This is a genomic window from Granulosicoccus antarcticus IMCC3135 (assembly GCF_002215215.1).
In the GTDB taxonomy this organism is placed as follows: Bacteria; Pseudomonadota; Gammaproteobacteria; order Granulosicoccales; family Granulosicoccaceae; genus Granulosicoccus; species Granulosicoccus antarcticus.
This window is the reverse complement of the sequence record NZ_CP018632.1, coordinates 165979-185541: the sequence shown is the minus strand read 5'-3', so window position 1 is coordinate 185541 and position 19563 is coordinate 165979. Positions and strand designations below refer to the sequence as shown.

The window sequence follows — 19563 nt, the reverse complement described above, 5'->3', positions numbered from 1 at the left end:
CTTAACTCCGCTTCAGCTTGGGGTCGAGGGCATCACGCAGCCCATCGCCCATCAGATTGATGGCAACCACATTGATCAGAATGGCAAGGCCGGGGAAGGTCACAACCCACCAGGCTCGCAATACGAACTCGCGCGAATCCGCCAGCATGGTGCCCCACTCTGGTGTGGGTGGTTGTGCCCCCAAACCCAGAAAGCCCAGCGCTGCAGCATCCAGAATCGCTGTGGAAAATGACAAGGCCGCCTGCACAATGATCGGCGCCAGACAATTGGGCAGTACCGTGACGAACATCAGCCGCATGCGACTGGCACCAACCACTCTGGCACTGGTGACATAGTCCTTGGGCAGCTCCTGCAACACCGCCGCCCGGGTCAGCCGGACATAGTGAGGCTGCAGGACAATGGCAATGGCGATCATGGCATTGGTCAGGGAAGGCCCGAGAATGGCGACCATGACCAGCGCCAGTAACAGACTGGGGAAGGCCAACAGGATATCCATCAGGCGCATGATCAGCGTATCTACCCAACCACGGGCAAAACCTGCAATCAGTCCGATAATGACACCACTACCAGCGGCGATGACCACCACGATAACGCCTACGAAAAACGAATAGCGAGCACCGTGAATCAAGCGTGACAACAGATCCCGACCGATGGCATCAGTGCCCAGAAAGAACTCTACCGTGCCACCCTCCTGCCAGGCAGGAGGGTGCAACAAAGCATCGCGATATTGCTGCGTTGGCGAATGCGGCGCTATAAGGTCGGCGAAAATGGCAATCAGGATGAAGGTAATGAAAACCACCAGACCGACAACCGCGCCACGATTCTCGCTGAAGTAGCTCCAGAACTCCTTGAAGCGACCGGGTCTGGCGAGGATGTCACCGCCTGCAGCGCCTGGCAATTCAGGCGCCTCATTCAACGCGGCCCCTGCGGATTTATCAATGGCCATTAGTTACGAATCTTCGGGTTGATGAGCCCATAAAGGACATCGACAAAGAGATTGACGAGCATGACGATCACCGCGATCATCAACAGCCCTCCTTGCACGGAGGTATAGTCACGGCTGCCGATGCTCTCCACCATCCACTTGCCGATACCCGGCCAGGAGAAAATGGTCTCGGTCAGAATGGCCCCCGCCAGCAGCGTGCCCACGGACAAACCGATGACGGTAATCACCGGTATGAGGGCATTGCGCAGTGCATGCAGGCCATTGACTCGCAACGGGCTCAGCCCCTTGGCTCGCGCGGTACGCACATAATCCTCACTGAGCACTTCAAGCATGGCGGAACGGGTCTGCCTTGCAATGACCGCCAGAGGTATCGTGCCCAGCACGATGGTCGGTAGAATCAGATGTTGCACTGCCGAGCTGAAGGCACCTGCCTGCCCCGAGCGCAAACTATCTATCAGCATGAAGCCTGTGCCATTGGGAAAGTAGTACATCAGCGAGATCCGTCCCGATACCGGCGTCCAGCCGAGCATGCCCGAGAACAGGATGATCAGCAGCAAAGCCCACCAGAAGATTGGCATGGAATAACCAACCAGGGCGGTGGACATCAACACCTGATCGGGCCATTTACCACGCTTGACCGCCGCAATGATGCCGGCAGGAATACCGAGCACGATCGCGAAGATAATGGCACACACAGACAATTCCAGCGTCGCTGGAAACAGGGCGAAGAACTCATCCCAGACCGGGCGCTTGGTCTTGAAGGAGGTACCCAGATCGCCTTGTACGATGCCGCTCAGGTAATCCCAATACTGGGCCAGCAGTGGCTGATCGAAGCCGAACTGGGTCATCAACATGGCGTAACGCTCATCGCTCATGCCCCTCTCTCCTGCCATTAGCAGAATAGGGTCGCCGGGTAGCAGACGGATGAACAGAAAAGAAACAATGGATACACCAATGAATGTGGGTATGAAGGTACCCAGTCGTCGAAGCAGAAAACTCAGCATGGGTCAGATTCGCCTGGAGCTGAAATGATGACACCGCCGCGCTTCCTGTTGCGACGATGAGTGTGAAAGCATGACAAGGGCCTAAGGGATCGTGAAACAATCCCTTAGCCAATATATGTCAGGGTCTTGTCAAAACTGGTCAGCGATTCGGAGCCGCTGGTCGTGATCAGAACATCATCCTCGATTCTGACACCGATATCGTTCAGGTCATACAGGCCTGGCTCGATGGTGAACACCATGCCCGGCTCAAGCTTTTGCTCATTGCCTCGCATGATGTAAGGGTCTTCATGAATATCACGGCCCATACCATGTCCGGTCTTGTGCCGAATGCGTGAAGCAAAAGCGGACTCTTCCAGCACGCGCGTGGTCGCATCATCAACATCGTGTGCAGTCGCTCCCGGTATCGATGCGGCATGACCTGCCAGGTTGGCGGCAAGCACGGTTTGATAGACCTCTGCCCGAGCATCTGTGCAATGCTGGATGAAGAAGGTGCGAGTGATGTCGGCACACAAACCACCGGCCCGGGCGCCAAAATCGATCAACAATGAATCGCCGGGCTTGACGGCATAGTCATCACGAGAATGCGCATGCGGGCGCGCAGAGTTTTCCGCAGCGGCCACGATCGGCGAGAAGGCAAAATCTTCGGCACCTTCGGCAAAAAGGTTTTGCACCAGAATATTCTCGATAGCGCGCTCGGTCATACCCACCTTGACCGCATCGATGGTATTGGCCAGTGCTCGCTCGGAAATACCGATCGCCTTGCGGATAATGCTGATCTCTTCCTCGTTCTTGCGCAGTCGCAAAGCCGAGATGGACTGTTGTGCATCACGAATGGTCAAGCCCGGTGCGGCGTTGCGCAAGGCCTGATCAATGAAGACGCGCATCACTTGCCCCTCAACCCCTACCGAACCCAGGGGCAGATGTTGCAACAGACTTTCAAACGCGCTCTGGTAGCCCGTCTGGTCACGCCAGTCGAATACCTCGCCTTCAAAACCGATCTGCTCGAAGGAGGCCAGCTCCAGGTTGGGCACCACGGCAGCTGGTGCACCAATGGCCGGTATCACCACCAGCAGTGGGCGCTCGTTCTGATGAAACTCCTTGCCGAACAATCGTGAAAAATTAGCCCCCGGCACCAGTGCAATCGCATCCACGGAGGCGCGCTGTGCAACGTTTCGGTAAGGCTCGTATCGGTCTGTCATGTGACTCATGATCCTGTTGTTTTAATTGCTATCTGCAAATTATCAGAGGCAGTCAAGTCGGAGGGGTATACGAAAAACGGCCGCTTGCGCGGCCGTTCTCCGGAACAACGGCAAATAGAACTACTTTGCCAACGACACACCGTAGAAGATATGACCGCCTAATGGATCGATTTTGTAGTTTTGTACTTCCTTGCGAACCGGCTCGTACACAACCGAATGCGCGATGGTTGCCCAAGGAGCCTGCTCCTTGAAGATCACCTGAGCTTGTTCGTAGAGCTTGGTTCGTTCCGCCTGATCAGGAATGATCTTGGCTTCCTGGATCAGGTCGTCGAACGGCTCATAGCACCACTGAGCCACATTCGATGCACCGACACCATCACAGCCCAACAGCACGGCCATGAAGTTATCCGGATCTCCATTGTCGCCCGTCCAACCCAGCAGTACCGCACCGGCGCGATCCGGCTCTCTGGACAACTTCAGGTACTCCGCCCACTCATAGGAGACGATATTCACATCAACACCCACTTTGGCAAAATCTTCCTGCATCACTTCCGCCATGCGACGTGCATTCGGGTTGTAGGGACGTTGAACCGGCATGGCCCAGATGTCCAGCTGCAGATTCTCGACACCTTCGGCTGCCAGCATTTCCTTGGCTTTCTCAGGATCATATGCGTCATCGATCGTGGCTTCGTTATACGACCAGATGGTGGGTGGAATCGGGTTCTTGGCAACTTTGCCTGCGCCCTGGAAAACGGCATCCAGAATAGCTTGCTTGTTGATTGACATGTTCAAGGCACGACGAACATTCACGTTATCGAACGGTGCAACCGTTGTGTTGTAGGCCAGATAACCGACGTTCAGACCTTCCTGTTCCATCAGCGTCAAGGAGTCATCGCTGCGCATGGCATCAAGATCGGCTGGGTTGGGGAACGGCATGACATGACATTCGCCCGCTTTCACTTTCTGGTAGCGAACTGAAGCATCAGGTGTAATTGCAAACACGAGATTGTCGATTTCTGCCTTGCCTGCCCAATATTCTTCATTGGCCTTGAAACGGATGACCGCATCTTTCTGGTAACCGACGAACTGGAACGGACCGGTACCAATCGGCTGCTGGTTGAGCATCTCGGGAGTGCCTTTTTCCAACAGTTGATCGGCATATTCCTTGGACATGATGGAGGCGAAGTCCATGGCCAGATTGGCGATCATGGGCGCTTCACGACGTGTGAGGGTGAATTTGACGGTCAGCTCATCAACCGCTTCAACGGATTCAACCAGTTCTGTCATCGACATGCTGTCGAAGTATTGCCAAGTACCACCCGAGACCTTGTTGTAAGGATTTTCAGCCAGGCGTTGACGCTCGAATGAAAACACCACATCACTGGCGTTCAGATCACGCGTTGGCGTGAAGTATTCGGTGGTATGGAACTTGACGCCGGGACGCAGTTTGAAGGTGTAGGTGAGGCCATCTTCCGAGACTTCATAGCTTTCGGCCAGGCCCGGAATGGTGGACGTGGTGCCGCGTTCGAATTCAACCAGCTTGTTGTAAACCTGACGCGATGAGGCATCAAATGTGGTGCCTGCGGTGTACAGAGCCGGGTCAAAACCCTCTGGAGAGCCTTCTGAGCAGTATACGAGTGTGTCCTGGCTCAATGCCTGAGTGCTGAATCCCAGACCGATCAGGCCTAGACTCAACAAACCAAGTTTGTTCAGTGCCATTTTTGATTTCTACCTATGTTTTAGAGTAAATTTCGAGGTGAAGCTTGCGCTTCACCGACGCTCACATGACAAGTTAGTGAGATCCCACGCAGTGTAACCCAGCGTGACGATACAGACATACCCTTGTGCCAATTCGCTATTACGGCAACTTTTCAGGTCGCTACCCGGGTAGCACAATCTGCGTACTTGTTACTCTTCGCATACCAGTATTTATTCATTCCTTACAATCTGTGCTCTGCGTCAACTGAACAGGTTGCTAGAATGGAACCTGCATAACTTGACCGAGCTCACACCACTCCATGACTAGCGCTATCGAATTGCTCAGGCACGTTGACCTCTTTCAGCATCTGACAGAGCAACAGTTGGAAGATCTTGCCGCACAGACGCGAGAGCTCACTTTCCGCAAACACGCCATCATGATGACCGAGGGTGATGCTGGCGAGTCGATGTATGTCATCAAAAGCGGTTCAGTCAAGGTGTATGTCAGTGATGACGAAGGTCGTGAGCTGGTGCTCTATCAGCAAGGCCCGGGCGCTGCTATCGGCGATATTTCGCTGCTTGATGATGAACCTCGCTCCGCTTCTGTCAGCACACTGGAGCCCTCCACTGCACTCATGATCGGCAAGCAGGCATTTCTTGAATGCCTGCGCGCAAGCCCGGAGATGGCTATCAATATCATTCGCTCCCTGACACAGAGATTGCGTGATGCAACCGAAGGCAGCCGTAGCCTGGCACTGGATAACGTCTATCGTCGGCTGGCTGACAAGCTACAGGAATTGTGTGTCTCAAGCGACGAACCTGATAACGACGAGGCGGTAACACCTCGCAAGTATTCACATCAGGAGCTGGGAAACATGATTGGAGCCTCGCGCGAAATGGTTGGCAAGGTCATGGCCGAACTGGTCAAGGGGGAATATCTCGAAGTTCGCGACGGCCGCATCCATTTGCTCAGAAAGTTGCCGCGTAACTGGTAGCTGATCACGAGCCCTTAGTAGCTGTTCTTTGGTAGCTCTGTTCTTTAGAAACTCTGCTTTTCAGTCACTTTGCTTTAGAGTAATTGCTCAGCAGTCACTGCCCTCTTGAGCGGTTACCTTCGGCGCCGCCGTCTGCGTCGCCCCTCTGTCGCCGGCTTGGGCTTGGTGTGCTCCGAGCGTTCGTTGTCTGGGAAGTCGTTGCCCGAGAGTTTGTCACCTGAGAACTCGGTGTTCGAGAATTCGACGGTCGAAATATCGATATTCGAATTACTGACCTCCGGGCTGTCCGCAGCATCCGAACCATGTCCGGCAGCCGACAAATCCACAGGCTTAACCCTGCTCTCGTCCCGCCCCTGATCAACCGACTCACCTGACAAGCCATTGGAGATCGCCTCCTGCGTGGTTCTCTTTTTCTTGCCGAAATTGCGGTATTTGGCAAATCTCTGATGGGGTAGTTCTACGGGTTTGCCCTGAGGTTTGAATGCGGTGGTTGGCAACCAATCCCTGAATTCTTCGCCATACAGCTCCCAAAGGGTTACAAACAGTGCGGCAATAATGGGACCGATGACAAAACCCATGAACCCGAACATGAGCAGGCCTCCCAAGGTGCTGAAAAAGATCATCAATTCGTGCAACTGGGTGTCATTACCGACCAGCTTGGGCCGTAGCAGATTGTCCACTGTGCCCACCACGACCACGCAGAAAATCCCGACAGCCAGAGCTTCCATGAATTGTCCGCCCACCAGCAGATAGAGCACGGCAGGCAACCACACCAGTGCGGTACCAATTCCGGGAACGACCGATAGCACCATCATGGAAACCGCCCAGAACAAGGCACTGGGAATACCTGCAAAGTACAAGGCCAGTCCCGCCAGCGCGCCTTGCAGAAAACCAATGACGGCAGTGCCCTTGAGCGTTGCACGGGTCACCGAGGTGAAGCGCATCAGCAACTTGGTCTCGTCCTCGTCGTCCAGTGGCAGGTAATACAGCATGTAATACAGCAAGCGATCGCCATCAATCAGAAAGAAGAACAAGGTGTACAGAACAATCATGACACTCAGCAGGGCACTGAAAGTTCCCAGAGTGATGGACTGCACGGCGTTAACGGCCCAGCCACTGAACAGCCCTGCCAGATCACCCAATCGAGCCAGGGCCTGATCACGGTACGGCTCGATCACACTGTAGAAGGGAAGATTTTCCAGTGTTTGAGTAATCAAACCGGGCGTAGCCACCTGTTGACGCACCCAGGGTACGGCGGTGTCTGCGATATCCAGAGCCTGAGAGGTCACGGTGCCAAGCAGCAGAACCAGAGGCACCATCACGAACAGGATGATGGTTAGCAAGGTCAGTGCTGAAGCCAGACTCCTGCGGTCTCCGATACGCTCGAGTATCTTGCGATACAGGGGGGAGAACAGTGCTGCAAACAGCGCAGCCACGAACACGGCCTGCAGGAACGGCTTGATGAGCGCCAGAAACAGCAGCGTAATGCCGATCAGCAGCAAGATCAGAACACCGCGATTGACTATGCGTTGTTGCATGAGGTGTTCACAGACAGAAGATGGGATTCATTATAGATGGACCTCAAGCTCAGCTGAGGTCTAAATTACTGCCTCTGCCTGTCAGTGTAGTCATACTGGCACCACTCGCGCTGCCCACGCGATGTCAGGCAGTGCTGCATTTTTCACAAGCCAGTCACCCGTCAGGAATTCCAACGATATGCTCAATCACCGACCTGAACTCAACGACACCTCCGCGCTCCTCATCCTGGAAGCGGCCCGCAACCACGCTATCGCAATCGGTGTCGCACAGAATATTGTCATTGTGGACGCCAGCGGTCACATGCTGGCCATGTGTCGCATGCAAGGGGCAAAGTTTCTGAGCATCGAAACCGCCACCGCCAAAGCAGTCACGGCCGCCTCTATTGCGGCTCCCACTGGCAACGCGCCAGAGGAAGCCGGAAAATTGCTGGGCATTACGACACAAGGCAAATTTACCAATCTGAAAGGCGGCCTGCCCGTCATCATTGATGGGCAGGTTGCAGGCGCCGTTGGTGTCGGCTCAGGCGCCCCGGATCAGGATATAGCCGTCGCTCAGGCTGGCATTGATGCACTCATGCAAGCACTAGCCTGACAAACGAAGATGCCTAGCCTGGCGTGCTGCCATTGATTGCCAGGTAGAGCGAGTAGATAGACGTTGTACCGCAGATGAACAGCCGATTGCGCTTGGGACCACCAAAGGTGACATTGCTGACAATTTCAGGAATGTGCACCTTGCCAATCAGCTTTCCGGACGGGTCAATGCAATGCACACCATCCTCGGCACTGCACCAGAGCCGACCATTACAATCAACCCGAAAGCCGTCAAACAGACCCGCGGAGCATTCGGCAAACACACTCGAACCAGTAACGCTGCGCCCATCGGCAGAGAGAACCAGAGCGCGTATATGCCGTGGACCACCGGGCATGTGCGAAACACCGGTATCGGAAACATAGAGGATCGATTCATCCAGCGAAAAAGCCAGGCCATTAGGCTTCACAAAATCCTCGGCCACAACGCTCAGACTGCCATCCGGGTCTATACGGTAGACCTGACAGGGCAATTCTGACTCAGCACTATCACCTTCGTAGTCGGTCATGATGCCGTAGCTGGGATCAGTAAACCAGACGGAGCCATCTGACTTGACGACCACATCATTGGGCGAATTCAGTCGTTTGCCTTGCCATTCGCTGGCCAGTACGGATACGGAGCCATCGTGCTCGGTGCGTGTGACCCGGCGAGTCAGATGCTCACAACTCACAAGCCTGCCCTGCCGATCGACGGTATTTCCATTGCTGTTCTGGCTAGGGTTACGAAAAACCGACACATGGCCGGAAGGTTCGTCCAGACGTAACATCCGATTGTTGGGAATATCGGACCAGATCAGATAACGGCCTGCCGCAAACCATGCAGGACCTTCGCACCAGCGAGCGCCGGTCCACAATCTCTCAACCCGGGCATGCCCGATAAAACACTCACTAAAAGTGTCATCGATTACTTCCATGCCGCAACCTTCCAGCTCTCCGTACATATCAGTACTTCTCCTCAAGCCTTGATGAATCAATGGTGTTAACGCTATCATCGCATACATCCGGACAGCACCAGAAGCCTCTTTCAGCAACAGAATCCGACTATTTCTTCTCGGCAGAACCCAGTTGATGAGTCACCCTGCCATGCATCGTCAGAGCGCAGGCAAACCCGACAACCGGTTTCGCCCCGGCGGCCGTCGATGACGAGTATTCAAAAGCGCGTGTTTCGTCAAGAAAATGAGACCACTAGAATTCATGACAGCAAAACCTGCCAACGCACCTCTGATCATCATCGTAATGGGAGTCAGCGGCTGCGGCAAGTCTTCAGTTGCCAGCCAACTGGCAACCGATCTGAAAGGCCACTTCAAGGATGGCGACGAGCTGCACCCTGCCTCCAATATAGACAAGATGGCTGCCGGCACCCCTCTGAGCGATGAAGATCGTCAACCTTGGCTGGAGGATGTAGCACGGTATGCAGCCAGCCAGGCACAGACTCATGGCATCTGCGTCATTGCCTGCTCGGCACTGAAGCAAACCTATCGCCAGACGCTGAGCACAGCGGGCAATGTGGTCTTTGTATTTCTTGAGGGCTCACAGGAAATGATCGGATCACGCATGAGCCGACGTGAAGGACATTTCATGCCCGACTCCCTGCTGCTAAGCCAGTTCGCCGCTCTGGAAGATCCTCGCAAGGAAGACAATGTGGTGACTGTCAGCATTGAAGACGATATTCCAACCATCTCTCACAACGCGGTGCTCGCACTGCGCAAGCACGGTTTCTGGCCTGCTCCGGCCTGATTCCCCCTTCATTCAACCCGTAACTCAGGAAGTACGCCGCTATGCAAGCTTGCGCCATTCACGCCGCCAAAGACCTTCGTCTGATCGATATTCAGACAGCCAGCACTCTCCAGGAACATGAAGTTCGTGTCCGTTATGCCACCGGTGGCATCTGCGGCTCCGACATCCACTACTATCATGAAGGCCGTGTGGGCGCATTCGCCGTGCAGGAACCTCTGATACTGGGCCATGAAATCGCCGGTACCGTGAGCGAAATCGGCTCCGCCGTCACCGGGCTGAAAGTGGGCCAACCAGTCGCCATCAACCCGAACCTGCCCTGCCTCAAATGCGACTACTGCCTGGCAGGCCAGACCAATCTGTGCCAGGAAATGGTGTTCTTTGGCAGCGCCGCAGTCATGCCACACATCCAGGGCGGCTTTCGTGAAGAGCTGGTGGTACCACAACGTCAATGCGTCGGTCTGCCAGATGGATTCGACACCGCTATCGCAGCCTTCGCCGAGCCGCTGGCTATCTGCCTGCATGCCGTAAATCGCGCAGACAACCTTTTGCACAAATCATTACTGATTACTGGCTGCGGCCCGATTGGTTGCCTGGCCATCATGGCGGCACGTCTGGCAGGGGTTCGCCACATCACCGCCACTGATGTCGAGGACACGGTGCTGGACATGGCCCTCAAGCTGGGTGCTGATGAAGTGATCAACATTCGCACGGATGCGGCTCGATTGGAAAAATACGAATCAGGACGCGGTCACTTTGATGCAGCCATCGAGTGCTCAGGCAACCCACTCGCTCTGCGAACCTGCCTGAACGCGGTACGTCCACGCGGCACCATTGTGCAGACGGGTATGATGCCTCCTGGTGATACCCCCATCCTGGTCAACAAGATGCTCTCCAAGGAATTGTCCATGAAAGGCACTTTCCGTTTCCATGAAGAGTTCGATCTGGCGGTGGACTTACTGGTCAATCAGCGTCTGGATGTCTCTTCTCTGCTGACAGGCGTCTACGCATTCTCTGATGCCGATGCTGCATTTACGGCCGCCACAGATCGCAGCAAGCACATGAAGATCCAATTGCGTTTCGACGCTTGAACCATTCCCGAACCAAGGACTCTCGATATTTATGAGCACTACATTATTTGACCTCAGTGGCAAGCTGGCATTACTGACAGGCTCCAGCCGAGGTATCGGCAAACACCTGGCTCGCGGCATGGCAGAAGCAGGCGCCACGGTCATCATTAACGGCATGAACCCGGCAACCGTTGCCAGCACCGTCGCAGAATTTGAAAGCGCTGGCCTGAAGGCTATCGGCAAACCCTTCGATGTCACTGACAGCGATTCCATCAATACAGCAGTTGCAGAGATTGAAGCCAACACCGGACCTATCGACATACTGGTCAACAATGCCGGAATACAACGTCGTACCCCGTTGCTTGAGTGTGATGATGCAACCTGGGAAGAAGTGATGAACACCAACCTGGCATCCGTATTTCGTGTGTCACGCGCCGTTGCAAAAAATATGGTTGAACGCAAGCAGGGCAAGATCATCAACACCTGTTCCATCCAGAGCGAGCTGGGCAGACCCACTATTGCACCGTATGCAGCCTCCAAAGGCGGCGTCAAGATGCTCACCAAGAACATGTGCGCCGAGTGGGCACCTCACAACGTCCAGGTCAACGGTCTGGGGCCCGGCTACTTTGCCACCGAGCTGACTGCCGCTCTGGTCGATGATGCTGAATTCAGCGGCTGGCTTTGCAAGCGCACACCGGCTGGACGCTGGGGCGATGTCAAGGAACTGATTGGTGCCGCCATATTTCTTGCAGCACCAGCTTCCAATTTCGTCAACGGTCATATCCTGTATGTCGACGGCGGCATGTCAGCAGTCGTCTGACAATAGAATCATTCGTCGCTAAACACATATCATCATTCCAATTCGTCAGACCCGGGCACACTCCCGGGACAACAATCCGAGACATGCCACATGAGTTACACCTTGCTATTGATGGGTCCGCTACTGCCAAGCGTAATGAGCACTCTGGAATCCTCCTATACAGTCCATCGTTACTGGGAAGCAGCTGAGCAGGACGCTCTGCTCGACACGATTGCTGGCGATTGCGTCGGTATCGTGACTGACGGTGGTCGTGGAGTCAGCGCTGCCGTTCTGGAAAAATTGCCTAAAGCCAAAATCGTGTCCGTATTTGGCGTCGGCGTTGATGCTGTGGATCTGGCCTATTGCCGGGAGCACGGAATCTCGGTAGGCAATACCCCCGATGTACTCAGTGACGATGTGGCCGATATGGCTATGGCGCTGGCACTGGCGGTCTCGCGACAACTGGTTACAGGTGATCAATACGCACGTGCGGGACGCTGGCCCAAAGAAGGCGCCATGCCACTGACACGCCGTGTCATGGGCAAACGTGCAGGTATCTTCGGTATGGGTAGCATCGGCCTGGCACTGGCTCGGCGCCTGGAAGGTTTTGGCATGCAGATCAGCTATTGTAATCGCAGTGCCCGTAGCGATTCTCCACATACCTTTGTCGCATCACTCGAAGAAATGGCCGCCAATGTCGACTATCTGTTCGTGACCGCTGCCGCCACTCCGGGCACCATCGGTGCTGTGAATGCCGCCGTTCTGGATGCGCTCGGTCCACAAGGCTACCTTGTCAATGTCTCTCGCGGTACGCTGGTGGATGAGCCGGTGCTGGTGAAATATCTCCAGGAAAACAAGATCGCCGGTGCTGGTCTTGATGTATTCGCAGAAGAGCCAAGTATCCCGGAAGCCCTGTTCTCTCTCGAAAATGTGGTCTTGCAACCCCATAATGCCAGCGGTACCTGGGAGACACGTGAAGCGATGGGCAAACTGGTTCTGGATAACCTGGCTGCCCATTTCAACGACAAGCCATTGCTGACACCTGTCAGTTAAACGGCCTGACCTTTCCACCACCCAACGCCGACCAACGGTAATCCGCGAAGGTCACCTTCCGGCAGGAGCAGTTAAATGAGTGCATCAGCAGATATTGCCGTTATTGGCCTGGCCGTCATGGGTCAGAATCTTATTTTGAACATGAACGACCATGACTTCAAGGTCGTTGCCTACAACAGAACGTACGCAAAGACAGAAGATTTTCTCAACGGCTCTGCCAAAGGCACGAATATCATTGGTGCCAAGACCCTGGAGGATGTCGTTGCCGCCTTGGCCAGCCCTCGTAAGGTCATGCTGATGGTCAAGGCCGGTGCCGCTGTCGATGCCGTCATCGACGAGCTCATCCCCCTGCTGGACAAGGGTGACATCATCATCGATGGTGGTAATTCCAACTTCGAAGATTCCGAACGAAGAGCCGCCCACCTGGCCACCAAGGATCTGCTGTTTGTCGGCAGTGGCGTTTCAGGCGGTGAAGAAGGTGCACGTCATGGACCTTCCATGATGCCCGGTGGCCACAAGGCCGCCTGGCCCCATATCAAGCCGATATTTCAAGCCATTGCAGCCAAGACTGAGTCGGGTGATCCTTGCTGCGATTGGGTTGGCGATGGCGGCGCAGGGCATTTCGTCAAGATGGTCCACAACGGTATCGAATATGGCGATATGCAGCTGATTTGTGAAGCCTATGACTTCATGCAAAAAGCGTTGGAAATGGACAACGATGCCATGCAAGCCACCTTCACCGAGTGGAACAAGGGCGCTCTGGACAGCTACCTGATCGAAATCACCGCTGACATTCTCGGCTTCAAGGACGGTGATACCTACGTGGTAGACACCATCATGGATAAAGCCGGCCAGAAGGGTACTGGCAAGTGGACCGGCATCAATGCGCTGGAACTTGGCATACCACTGACACTGATCGGTGAAGCCGTTTTTGCCCGTGCCCTGTCTGCCATCAAGGATGAGCGTGTTGTAGCGTCCGGCATACTCAAGGGACCTTCAGCGGTACCCGCCGGCGCTCCTGCAGAGTGGGTCGATGCTCTGGGCCAGGCACTGTTTGCTGCCAAGATCATCTCCTATACGCAGGGCTATATGCTGATGCGTGCTGCAGCCGAAGAATACAACTGGGATCTGCAATACGGCTCTATCGCCCAGATGTGGCGCGGCGGCTGCATCATCCGTTCTGCCTTTCTGGACGACATCAAGGCGGCCTACGACAAGGCACCTGAGCTATCCAACTTGCTGGTAGATGACTACTTCCGGGATCGCATCCACGAGTCTCAGGATAGCTGGCGTCGCATCATCGGTGAAGCGGTCACCCGTGGCATACCGGTACCGGCGATGAGCGCTGCTCTGTCGTTCTATGACGGTTACCGCAACGCGCGTCTGCCCGCCAACCTGCTACAGGCGCAACGAGACTATTTTGGTGCACATACCTATCAGCGTGTCGATGGCGATGAGAGCTGGCATCACACTGACTGGATTGGCAGTGGCTCTAATGTTTCAAGCAGTACCTACGACGCCTGATCAGTCGTTTGCGATCTCTGGCCGGAGCCCTGTACGGGCTCCGGCATTGTCAGCACTAAAGCCGGGCCGTATTTCACGCCCCTGACGTATCAGGCAACGCCTCAGAGCAAGACACCCAGCAGCAACGGCAGATAAAAGATTGCGCTGACATGGGTGACCAGAATCAACCCTGACAACTCACTGGCATCATGCCCGTGTTTGACAGCCAGCAGATAGTTGAATACGGCTACCGGCACCATGGTCTGGATAATCAATACACCGCGTGCCACACCTTCCAGCCCCATCAAGGCGGCAATACCGAAGCCGACGGTTATCGCCATCGCTGTCCGGATACCCGCCCACAACAAGGTGGCAGGCAGTTGTGAGGCGCGCATTCCGGCCAGACTGATGCCCAGCGTAATCAGCATCAGGGGAATGACAATCTGACCTAGAAGCTCTGTGGATTGCATAACCATATCAGGCAATTGCCAATCCATGAAACGCACCAGCACTCCCATCCAGATCGAGTGCAGTACCGGCGAACGCAAGACTCGGGACACGCTGACACTCCCGGCGTAGATCGCATCTCCAAGGCTGAACAACAGCACGCATTGAACCGCAAAAAAAGCCATGGCATAGGCCAGCCCTTCCTCACCAAAAGCCAGAAAACAGACCGGCAGCCCCAGATTGCCGGTATTACCAACCACCTGTGCAATGCACAACCGCCAGTCCTTGTTTGCCAGTTTCAGTACGACCAGCGCCAGTGCGGTGAAAACGATATGTACCAGCAAAGTCGCCAACGCCATCTGCCCAAGAGAACGGATGGGGACCACTGAGGTCGCCAAGGTGTGGAACAGCAAAGCTGGCATGCAGATATTGAGAACCAGCGTGGTGACAAAGTCCACGGGAAAGCGCGGGCCCTTGAAATGCCAGACCAGTCCGATAATTGCCAGAACCATTCCCGGTGCAAGGATATTGGCAATCTGAAGAATCATGCTATTCATGATGAGTGGCTGTGTTCAAGTCTCGGGATCGGCGAGTATACTGAAGCTGTCAGGCTAACCGGAAAGAACCGACCTTGTGACTCGTATTCATCTCCTGTTCCTGATCCTGGTCAATGCGTTGTGGGGATTCAATTTCGTTGCTGGCAAAGCCGGCACTGTCGTTTTTGGTCCCATGTTGTTCATAACGCTGCGCTTCGCCATCGTACTGGTCTTGCTGGCGGTCTTTCTGCGCTGGGTACCCGGACAAATGCGCAGGATCCTGACTATTGGCATCTGCATGGGCGTCGGCCATTTCAGTTTCATGTTCTACGGCATCTTTCTGGCAGGCTCACTGTCATCAGTGGCCATCACCTCGCAGCTGACAGTGCCATTCGCAACCTTGCTGGCTGTCATTTTTCTCGGCGAGCGTATTCGCCTGATACGAGTAGTGGCCATCCTGATCTCGTTTGCAGGCGTTGTGGTAATCGGCTTCGCCCCTGTCGGCCCAGAGCATCTGACCGCCATGATACTCACAGCCGTTGCCTCTCTAGCCATGGCGGTATCCACCATACTCATACGCCAGCTCAAAGACGTTGCCGTATTCAATCTGCAGGCCTGGATTGCGTTGTGCGCCACTACCTCCATGGGCATCATCACCCTGGTTCTCGAACGACCACAATGGCAGCATATAGCCAGCATCCCGCTGATCGACTACTGGACAGTGACCTACTCGGCCATTGGCGCCACCGTCGTCGGACACGGCCTGCTCTACTACCTGCTGAAACGATACAGCGTCAATAGCGTCGCCCCCTTCATCACGCTTTCTACACTTTTCGCCATCGTATTCGGCATCCTGTTTACAGGCGAGACACTGACCCTGAAAATTGCCATCGGTGGCGGCCTGACACTGCTTGGCGTGACCATTATTGCGGTACGTAACGCCCGAGAGAATGCCCCTAGTGGCATTCGTACGCCTCGCTGACAGCTACGACTTCTCAGCTTGATCTTCAATACTTGAGAATGACCCGAACGCCAACCGGATCACAGTCTCGCCTCCTCGGTGACACCCTCCGGACAAGCTGATCATTCAGCTCTAAAGGGAAGCTCGATATCTGCCGCCTAAGGGCTGAGGACAAAATAAAATCACATTTCTGTCCCCAGCCCTAGGCACGATAAGCCCCGCTTTTCCGGCACGAGCTCCATCGTGCGGTAGCGAGGCGAGCCCACTTTGGAGACTGTGGAAGTATGAGCATGACGGCTACCTCGACCAGCATCAGAAACATCTGCCTGACAGCCTCTCTGGTTTTCTGCCTGCCAGCCCCAGCCCAGGCGGATGACATTGATGTCTACAGAGCCAGAATAGCCGGACAGCAGAAGCCCAATATTCTCTTCGTTCTGGATTATTCCGGCAGTATGGCCGCCGACATTTATGGCAGCTATAAATGGAATACCAATCCGAAAAAAATTGATATTCTCAAAGATGCCATGCACAACGTGCTGGACAACAACGTGGATACCATCAACGCTGGAATCGGCTCACTCTACAGCTATACCACGACGGGAATCCAGTGGCCAATCAGCGAACTCAGTGCCGATGCCAGCAGCGTGGATGGCAACATTCTGCCAGGCCTCTTCACGGTCAAGGATATTATCGGTCAACGGGTTGACGCACGCTTTGCCGGTGGTGGCACGGCAACTGTCGATGCACTGGTGGAGGCTGCACAGTACTTTCGCGGCGACGCTGTCACCCATAACGATCGCTCACCTCTCATCGGATCAGAGCATCAGCCGGCCACTTGGAACAGCGTTACCGGACTCTACACCGGTGGTAACTCAAAGGCCGCCATAGCTGCCAGTTATTCACCCAGCGACGCTTATTCAACGAACACATCCGCCACCTATTATTGCAATGATTTTTCAGGCTCGGGTGGACCGAACTACTGCGAGAGCAAAACACTCAGCAACTGTGAGCTCAGAAGCTCAACGGATACACCCACCGCAGGCTCCGAACGCCAGACAAATCTCTGGGGCAGCTATCAACAGTGCGAATACGAACATACGCGTAACTGGATGGGTGCAAACTACAACTCCCCCATTACCCAGACCTGCCAGGCCAATACCATTGTTCTCATCTCTGACGGAGAGCCTACGTGGATTAATGATGGCGACTCTCTGCGTAGTACCATTGGCACTGACATGGATGGCTGTGAAGATCTCAGTCTGAGCATTTTCGAGATGCCCGACGGCATGCAGACCGAAGGCAACTGTGGACCCGAAGTCGTAAGAGCGCTTGCCTCCTCTGATCAGATGCCCGGCATCCTCGATAGTGCCGTCAAGACCTATACAGTGGGCTTCAATGTCGAAGGCCCCGGTCAGGATTATCTGACTCTGCTGGCCACAGCCGGCAAGGGCAAATTCTTCAAGGCTGACAAGCCCGAAGAATTGAACGCAGCTCTTGACTCTATCATCGACGAAGTGCTGGGAGGCTCCGAGAACTTTGCCGAGCTGTCCATTGATGTCGACAAGGCCAGTTTTTCGCATGACAACCGAGTGTTCTACAACCTGTTTTCACCCAGCACTCGTAGCAGCTGGAAGGGCAATCTGAAAGGCTACTTTGTGGACAGTACTGGCTTGATCGACATCAATGGCGACAAGGCAACAGCTGTTAGCGAGTTCGGCGAGCAATTCTCTGAAACCGCCCAGAGCTTCTGGTCCGATGATATTGATGGCAACTCGGTCAGCAAGGGTGGCGCTTCAGAGAAACTGGCTGACACGGTGCGCAATATATACACCTACACCGGCGACGATATTCCCTCGATCGGTGTACCGCTTGCAGGTGTTGCCGCCAACCGACTGGAGAGCAGCAACACGGCAATCTCGACTACGTTGCTGGGGCTGCCGACAAGCTCGGCGCTGCGCACCACCTCCCTTGACTGGCTGCAGGATGCTCCCATGGGTTCCTCCCTGCACAGCAAGAGCGTGCAGGTTGACTATGGCACGCGCAGCATGACGTATGTGATGACCAACCAGGGCCTGCTACACGCCTTCGATACATCAGCACCCACGGTACTGGGTAGCGGTGATACCAGTGGTGGCGAAGAACTGTTTGCCTTCATGCCAAAAGAGCTGATATCGCACATACCGGCCTTGTCACAGAATCTCAATAGCGGCAATCATATCTACGGACTCGATGGCCAGATTACTCGTTGGCATACCGACACCAACAACGATGGCATCGTCAACAATGGCGAAAAACTGCTTCTGATACTAGGCATGCGGCGTGGCGGTAATTCCTACTATGCGTTGAATGTCAGCACCCCGGAAGCGCCGCGATTAGCCTGGTCGATCACTGGCGAGTCGACAGACTTTCCAAGACTGGCGCAATCCTGGTCACGGATGTCACTGATCAAAGTCAAGGACGGCACTAGTGAACGACGTGTACTCGCTTTCGCAGCGGGCTATGACGCTGACGCGCAGGATTCGAAAAACACACCTGTGGCATCCCTGGGCAATGCCATTTACATGATCGACGAATACGGTGACCCGGTCTGGTCTGTTGATAGCAGCGATCATGCTTCCATGCTGTATTCGATTGCCTCTGATCTGAGCATTATCGATAGCGATTACGATGGACTGGCAGACAGACTCTACGTCGGCGATCTGGGTGGACAACTCTGGCGAGTCGACTTTGACGACATCGACACCACACCTGCGGTGACCTTGTTCGCAACGCTTGACGATGGTGAGCATCAACCGATCTTCTATGCTCCCAGTATCGCCCTCAATAGCGATGCCGCAGGTGACTACCTGTCTATCAGCCTGGGGTCCGGCAATCGCACCAACCCGCTACTGGCCGGCATTCAGAATCATCTTTACATGATCCGCGATACACACCTGGACAAAGGGGTTCCGGCATCTGATTTTACAACAGTGACACCCGGCAATCTGTTCGATGCGACCAGCGACGATATCAGCTCCACCGACAAGGACACAGCCGATGACGCCCAAGAGGATCTGTTGGAGGCACGGGGCTGGAAAATATCTCTGGCTCCCAATGAAAAGTCACTTTCAGAGCTGATCACCTTTGAAGGTACGCTGATGGCGACAACCTTCGAGGCAGATACAACGCTGGACACCAGCATTTGCGGCTACGACACCACCGGCCGTCTCTATCAGATGAGTCTGAAAGATGCTGCGACCATTGATGGCCTGGGAAGCTCATCCGGTGATGCTGACGACACTGTTTTTTATCGCTGGAGCGATCTGGAAAGTGCAGGTATTCCAAGCACTCCGGTCATCGTATTCCCCAAGGGCTCCAGCGTCGTCCAGATCATCGTGGACAAGGAAGCTGTCAACCTGCTTGAGCAGAAGCTCTCGCGTGTCTTCTGGCATGCAAAGTAATTGCCTTCGGTCCACTCACGACAAGAATTGAGCGCCCGTCTGCACAAGCTTC

Annotated in this window: 16 protein-coding genes; 9 read left to right on the top strand and 7 right to left on the bottom strand. The window is 54.7% G+C overall.

What is annotated here, in order from left to right; translation table 11 throughout:
- Position 1 precedes the first annotated feature (1 nt).
- The 4 genes from IMCC3135_RS00835 to IMCC3135_RS00820 form a co-directional block, all read right to left on the bottom strand.
- Complete coding sequence (locus IMCC3135_RS00835) at positions 2 to 946, bottom strand: ABC transporter permease subunit (protein ID WP_088915847.1); 945 nt, start codon at positions 944 to 946, stop codon at positions 2 to 4.
- Entirely contained in the window at positions 946 to 1950 is a 1005-nt protein-coding gene (locus IMCC3135_RS00830; RefSeq protein WP_088915846.1) for an ABC transporter permease subunit, read from the bottom strand. Before IMCC3135_RS00830 ends, IMCC3135_RS00835 begins: the two co-directional genes overlap by 1 nt.
- Positions 1951 to 2054: 104 nt before the next feature.
- Positions 2055 to 3158 carry a M24 family metallopeptidase gene (locus IMCC3135_RS00825; RefSeq protein ID WP_205737851.1) on the bottom strand — a complete coding sequence of 368 codons (1104 nt, stop codon included), beginning with the start codon at positions 3156 to 3158 and terminating at the stop codon, positions 2055 to 2057.
- A gap of 111 nt (positions 3159 to 3269) precedes the next feature.
- Positions 3270 to 4868 (bottom strand): ABC transporter substrate-binding protein, encoded by a 1599-nt coding sequence (locus IMCC3135_RS00820; protein WP_088915844.1) that lies wholly within the window; start codon positions 4866 to 4868, stop codon positions 3270 to 3272.
- Positions 4869 to 5167: 299 nt separating this feature from the next.
- Here IMCC3135_RS00820 and IMCC3135_RS00815 point away from each other — a divergent pair, with 299 nt between their 5' ends.
- Complete coding sequence (locus tag IMCC3135_RS00815; RefSeq protein ID WP_088915843.1) at positions 5168 to 5842, top strand: Crp/Fnr family transcriptional regulator; 675 nt, start codon at positions 5168 to 5170, stop codon at positions 5840 to 5842.
- A gap of 113 nt (positions 5843 to 5955) precedes the next feature.
- Here the strand turns inward: IMCC3135_RS00815 and IMCC3135_RS00810 are convergent, their stop codons facing one another.
- Positions 5956 to 7380: an AI-2E family transporter gene (locus IMCC3135_RS00810; RefSeq protein ID WP_088915842.1), complete on the bottom strand. Its 1425-nt coding sequence runs from the start codon at positions 7378 to 7380 to the stop codon at positions 5956 to 5958.
- Between the two features lie 178 nt (positions 7381 to 7558).
- On the opposite strand from IMCC3135_RS00810, the gene IMCC3135_RS00805 reads away from it, so the two are divergent.
- Entirely contained in the window at positions 7559 to 7972 is a 414-nt protein-coding gene (locus IMCC3135_RS00805) for a GlcG/HbpS family heme-binding protein (RefSeq protein WP_088921620.1), read from the top strand.
- Between the two features lie 13 nt (positions 7973 to 7985).
- Here IMCC3135_RS00805 and IMCC3135_RS00800 read toward each other — a convergent pair whose 3' ends face one another.
- Positions 7986 to 8960: an SMP-30/gluconolactonase/LRE family protein gene (locus IMCC3135_RS00800; protein ID WP_236994723.1), complete on the bottom strand. Its 975-nt coding sequence runs from the start codon at positions 8958 to 8960 to the stop codon at positions 7986 to 7988.
- 202 nt (positions 8961 to 9162) lie between these two features.
- Here IMCC3135_RS00800 and IMCC3135_RS00795 point away from each other — a divergent pair, with 202 nt between their 5' ends.
- The 5 genes from IMCC3135_RS00795 to gnd all read left to right on the top strand — a co-directional run bounded on the left by IMCC3135_RS00795 (position 9163) and on the right by gnd (position 14148).
- On the top strand, positions 9163 to 9705 hold the full coding sequence (locus tag IMCC3135_RS00795) for a gluconokinase (protein WP_088921619.1): 543 nt from the start codon (positions 9163 to 9165) through the stop codon (positions 9703 to 9705).
- A 41-nt stretch (positions 9706 to 9746) separates the two neighbouring features.
- Positions 9747 to 10793 (top strand): L-idonate 5-dehydrogenase, encoded by a 1047-nt coding sequence (locus IMCC3135_RS00790; RefSeq protein WP_088915840.1) that lies wholly within the window; start codon positions 9747 to 9749, stop codon positions 10791 to 10793.
- Between the two features lie 31 nt (positions 10794 to 10824).
- Positions 10825 to 11592, top strand: a complete 768-nt coding sequence (locus IMCC3135_RS00785; protein WP_088915839.1) for an SDR family NAD(P)-dependent oxidoreductase — start codon at positions 10825 to 10827, stop codon at positions 11590 to 11592.
- 90 nt (positions 11593 to 11682) lie between these two features.
- A complete protein-coding gene (locus IMCC3135_RS00780; RefSeq protein WP_088915838.1) occupies positions 11683 to 12624 on the top strand; it encodes a 2-hydroxyacid dehydrogenase in 942 nt (313 codons plus the stop codon).
- Positions 12625 to 12699: 75 nt separating this feature from the next.
- The gene (gnd, locus tag IMCC3135_RS00775) at positions 12700 to 14148 is read left to right on the top strand and encodes a decarboxylating NADP(+)-dependent phosphogluconate dehydrogenase (RefSeq protein ID WP_088915837.1); all 1449 of its coding nucleotides are present in this window, start codon (positions 12700 to 12702) and stop codon (positions 14146 to 14148) included.
- Between the two features lie 101 nt (positions 14149 to 14249).
- On the opposite strand, the gene IMCC3135_RS00770 is transcribed toward gnd, so the two are convergent.
- Entirely contained in the window at positions 14250 to 15131 is an 882-nt protein-coding gene (locus IMCC3135_RS00770) for an AEC family transporter (protein ID WP_088915836.1), read from the bottom strand.
- Between the two features lie 76 nt (positions 15132 to 15207).
- Here IMCC3135_RS00770 and IMCC3135_RS00765 point away from each other — a divergent pair, with 76 nt between their 5' ends.
- Both IMCC3135_RS00765 and IMCC3135_RS00760 read left to right on the top strand, forming a co-directional pair.
- Positions 15208 to 16092 carry a DMT family transporter gene (locus IMCC3135_RS00765; protein ID WP_088915835.1) on the top strand — a complete coding sequence of 295 codons (885 nt, stop codon included), beginning with the start codon at positions 15208 to 15210 and terminating at the stop codon, positions 16090 to 16092.
- Positions 16093 to 16355: 263 nt separating this feature from the next.
- Positions 16356 to 19511, top strand: a complete 3156-nt coding sequence (locus IMCC3135_RS00760; protein WP_088915834.1) for a PilC/PilY family type IV pilus protein — start codon at positions 16356 to 16358, stop codon at positions 19509 to 19511.
- Positions 19512 to 19563: the final 52 nt, after the last annotated feature.